The organism is Streptomyces sp. NPDC048479, assembly GCF_040651435.1.
Taxonomy (GTDB): Bacteria; Actinomycetota; Actinomycetes; order Streptomycetales; family Streptomycetaceae; genus Streptomyces.
Genome location: NZ_JBEZKA010000085.1, coordinates 1 through 4,366, shown reverse-complemented (window position 1 = coordinate 4,366; position 4,366 = coordinate 1). Strand labels below are relative to the sequence as shown.

At 69.3% G+C, this 4,366-nt stretch carries 3 protein-coding genes and 2 pseudogenes; all 5 read right to left on the bottom strand.

The features are described from left to right. A pseudogene (locus AB0D12_RS40900) lies at positions 1–251 on the bottom strand (hypothetical protein); the annotation flags it as partial. A 91-nt stretch (positions 252–342) separates the two neighbouring features. After that, entirely contained in the window at positions 343–576 is a 234-nt protein-coding gene (locus tag AB0D12_RS40895) for a transposase (protein ID WP_362695081.1), read from the bottom strand. A gap of 458 nt (positions 577–1,034) precedes the next feature. Further along, positions 1,035–3,314, bottom strand: coding sequence for an FUSC family protein (locus AB0D12_RS40890; RefSeq protein ID WP_362695078.1), 2,280 nt, complete (start codon positions 3,312–3,314; stop codon positions 1,035–1,037). Positions 3,315–3,352: 38 nt separating this feature from the next. Next, a complete protein-coding gene (locus tag AB0D12_RS40885) occupies positions 3,353–3,880 on the bottom strand; it encodes a hypothetical protein (RefSeq protein ID WP_362695075.1) in 528 nt (175 codons plus the stop codon). A 400-nt stretch (positions 3,881–4,280) separates the two neighbouring features. Then, a pseudogene (locus AB0D12_RS40880) lies at positions 4,281–4,366 on the bottom strand (IS5/IS1182 family transposase); the annotation flags it as partial.

The window sequence follows — 4,366 nt, the reverse complement described above, 5'->3', positions numbered from 1 at the left end:
CCTGAACGGCCTGAGAAGACGGCGTGCTCCCGCCCTCCCGTCGCGTCGGCAGGGCGGTGCCGGATCAGTCGGCGACCGCAACTCGTCCAGGGCCGGCGTTCGCGGCGTCGGCAGGCGCAGCATTGCGCACTGCTGATCAGGTTCCTCGGCGCCGCGGGGATCCGCTTGATCTCGTCGGCGAGCCGCTGACGCCTCGTCTCGCGGGCGGTGGCGGGCTTGTCGCGCCACTTGTAGAACCAGGACTCCGACACGCCCAGGATGCGGCAGGTGACCCGGTGCGGGTTCTTGTGCCCGGCCCTCTGGTACCGATGAACGCGGCCAGAGCGGCCAGCGTCTGCTCGGTCACTTCACCCAGAGGGCCATGCATCGCTTGAACACATCACGCTCCATCTCCCGCCGCAGCCGCTCCAGCTCGGCGCGTTCACCCTCGCGCAGCCGACCGCCCTGCGACGCGGGCGTCGGCCGGTCCGAGGACGCGGAGCCGTTGCGCCGCCAGCGCGACACCCAGCTGTGCAGCGTGCCCGGATGAACCCCGAGCTCCTCGGCAACCGGGATCGGCTCCCCCGTCTCGATCACGATGCGTACAGCACCCTCACGGAAGCGTCGTACGTCCGTTGCTTGACCCCATGAATCCCAACTTCCCCTGCAATCACGGACTCCACACTACGAGGGGAGGGACACTTCCCCTACCGCTGTTGCTCAGTCCAGGAGCGAATCGTCCCGCCATCGGCCGCTCGTCTTGAGGGTGTTGCGTACGCGCTCGGAGCAGGCGCACGTTGGGGGCAGCGGACTGAAGCCTGTAGGTGCCGACCCGTCCACGGTGTTCGCGGACGTCGAAGCCACCGGTGGCAGTCTTGGGGGCGCTCACCCAACGGCCGTCAGCGGCGAATCGCCGCCCCGTGGAGCGGGCACTCAACGGCCCCGTCCACCCTTTTTCCGCCCGCCCCCCTTTTCGGCCCCCACCGTGCACTGGGCAGCCCGCCCTCTGTGTGCCGGGCCATGGAGCGCAGGGCGCGGCACCACGTGATGATGCCTCATCCCGTCCGGGGCGGGGTAGCGGCAGCAGGGGCGTCGTCGGCACACGGGCACATGCCCAGCGTTGCGGCCAGTGTGAGGACGTCGTCATCCAGACGCCGGAAGTGTCGCAAGGTCCTGCCGGCGAAAGTATCGGGCGCGACGGCACCGACCCGCCGGGCGAAGTCGTGGCGGGCTCGCAGAACTCCCGGCTCTGTCTCCTTGTCGGCCGGCAGCCGTGCGAGCGTGGCGAGGTTTGCGTCGATGTGACCCACGGCCTCGACGAGCAGCGTCCCTGCGGGTGTGCCCCTGAAGGGGGCGGACGGACACTGCGCGGCCTCGGCGGTGAGGACGCGCACGTGGTAGGCGCACGTGTCCAGCAGCCCCAGGGCGTACAGGGCGTTGTTCCGTCGAAGACGTTGTGGAGCAAGGGGATGGGTGAGGGGGCTCATGGACCGCCGCAGGTCCTCCAGCGACCGGTCCAAGTGGCGGATGGTGGCGAACAGATCGGCGGAGTCCTGGCCGGTGGGGACTGCGCGCGGGATCAGCCGGGTCGAGAGCTCGCGTACGGCTTCCTGGAGGCGCAGCAGGGTGTTGCGCAGCTGCCGGTCGGCGCGCGTGCGGGTGCTGATGGGCAACACGAGCAGGGCTGCGATCACTCCGCAGATCACTCCGAGCAGTGTCTCCTCGATCCGGACCACCAGGACGCCCTCGCTGTAGGTGTTCAGGAGGGTGTAGAGCTCACCGATGGCGAGCGTCAGGAAGAAGGTGGCCGCGGCGTAGGACCAGGGGGCGGTGAAGGCCATGCCGAAGACACAGGCGATCACGACAATGAACGCGAGCCAGGGTTCCCCGCCGGTCAGGGTCACGGTGCCGAGGGCGGCGACGACGCCGACGAGGGTGCCCAGCAGCCGGCGGTAGCCCTTGGCCAAGATCTCGCCGGTGGACGCGGTGTTGAAGAAGACCATCCAGCAGGCGAGTACTGCCCAGTACCAGCGTTCCGGCGAGATCAGCTCTCCAGCCACCGTCGCCAGCGCGGAACCCGCGGCGGTCTGGAGCGCGGCGCGGGTGGTCGGGCGATGGAGGCCGCGGGGCTCGGGTGCATTCGGCTCCGTGAGGGCCGCTGATCCGGACGATGCGCCGTGTCCGGTCCGGCCTTCGGGGGTCTGCGCCGTTGCGTGGGCAGCCTCGTCCCTGCCGGCGGGTCCGAAGACGTTCCACAGGCGCACGACGGAGTTCTCGAAATCCTCTAGCGCATCGAGCGCCTCACTCGTTTCGAACGAAAGCGACGCCGAGGAATCCGGTGCAGCAGTCCTCGGTGCGGGGGCCGACCTGGGCGCCGGAGTGGGCTGCCTCGTACACCCCACCAGTGCCCGCACCGACCGCAGCCCGCAGGCAATTGCCTGCACGGCTTCGGGGGCGAGGGGGGCAGGAGCGGTAGCGACGGGATGATACCCACCCCCTGGCCCGCGAAGGCGGGGACGGCCGGGCAGGTGCAGCCGGTGGGCGAAGTCGTGGGCTGTGTCGCCCTGAACCCTCGCCCTCAGCAGCATCACGACCAGGCGCTCGGCCGCGACGTCAGCCTGGACGACACGGCTCTGCACACGTGCCGCGGCGGCCGGCGGGCGGCACAGTTCGACACTGCTCTGGATCATCAGGGAGCACTCGTGCAGCCGGGCTAGGCCACGGTGCAGATCCTTCAGCGACTGTTCGGTCCTGGCCGCCGATGCATCGGCGGCCAGGAGAGCGAAAAGGCTGCCGACCACGTCGGCCAGGCAGGCGCGGATCAATCGCCGCAGCCTGCCGAGTGTCCGGTCGGGTGGGCTGCTTAGCAGCCCGAAGCGCACCACAGCACCGCATACGAAGGCCACAGTGATCGTGCCCCACATCAGGGAGAGCTGCCCGGCTTGGAGGGGCACGAACTGGGCGACGAAGTAGAGCTGAAAGATGTTCATTCCGACTGCCGTGCCCAGGGCGCCGAACCGGCGGATGTACACACTCGCGAAGATCAGTAGGACGAACACCGCGTCTGCGGCGACGCGGTGGGGCGCCAGGAGGACCGCCACGGTGGCGGCCGACAGGGCGGCGGGGTACCCGAGGGCGTGCGCTGTCGCCTGTTCGCGCAGGGTGGGCGCGGTTAGGACGAACGACCATACGAGGGCGGTGGCCGCCGCCAGGACCAGGAACGGCACCGGGGTGTGCAGGGCCGCGAGAACGCCTAGGGACAGGAGAATGGCACCGACCGTGTTGCATGCCCCGAGGAGACGGGTCATGCCCGGGTCGGAGGAAGCAAGGGCCATCCGGATACGGTGGGGCTTCCGGCTCGTGGCCCGGAGATTCAGCACGTCCGGGGTGCGCCGACCACCGGCGCACGGTCCCGGCGAACCGCCCGGTCGATGCGGCCGGCCGCGTCGTCCCCCATGCCGAACTCGTCCGTCAGGACCTGTTTGCCGGCGTTCGATTCCGCCAGCACGTAGAGCCAGGGGGCGATGATCGTGCCGTGTCCGGCATGGCGTACTCCCCCGTGCTCACTCTCGGTCCTGGTGCAGGCGAGGAGGCGCAGATACTCCAACAGCGCCGTCGGTACGGCCACGGTCCCGGTGTGGATCAGGGATCGGAAGAGCACGGGGAACCCCCTGTTGTGACGGATGATCAGGCTTAGCGCGCCAAGGTGGGCGGGGACGGTGACGATGTCGCGCCAGGCTCCGGAGGCGACGGCTGCGCTGATGTCGAAGCCGTACCGGGAGACCGTGCAGTAGTGGCGGCAGAGCACGCCGTCCCCGTCGAAGGCGAGCACGGCATGGAAGAGGACTTGACTGCCCGGCGTGGGCCACGGCCGATGCGGCGCCGTCGGTCCACGCGTCACAAGCCCGGGCTCCGGTCATCCACAGTCCCGGGAGCACCCCGATGGCGCCGTCCCCCCGGCCGAGGACAAAGGCGGTGGTATGTCTACCGCGCTCCTCCGTGGTCTCGGCCCCTTCCACTGAAAGCTGAATGAGCGAGGCGCGCATGGCCTGACCCCATCCCTGTTCGGCAACTGCGGGAGCACAACGACCGTATTCCTCCGCTGCCAGCACACCACCGAACCAACGGCCATCGTGGACATCCGCACCTCCGGGCTCCTCCGGACAGAGGACATCACCCTCGATGGCCCCACGGCACCGTCGTCGCGTCTCGCCCGATCCATCATCGGAAACTTTCGCTCCACGGTCTCCCCCATGCAGTTTCGACTGCGCCCCGTGCCTTGGCCGGATCAATGAGCCTTTTCAGCGTTGCCTCTCCAGGGTGAGGACGGCTTTGGCTGCTGACGAGAGGCGGTTGGGACTGCAGCGTGCGTGGTGGAAGATGCGCC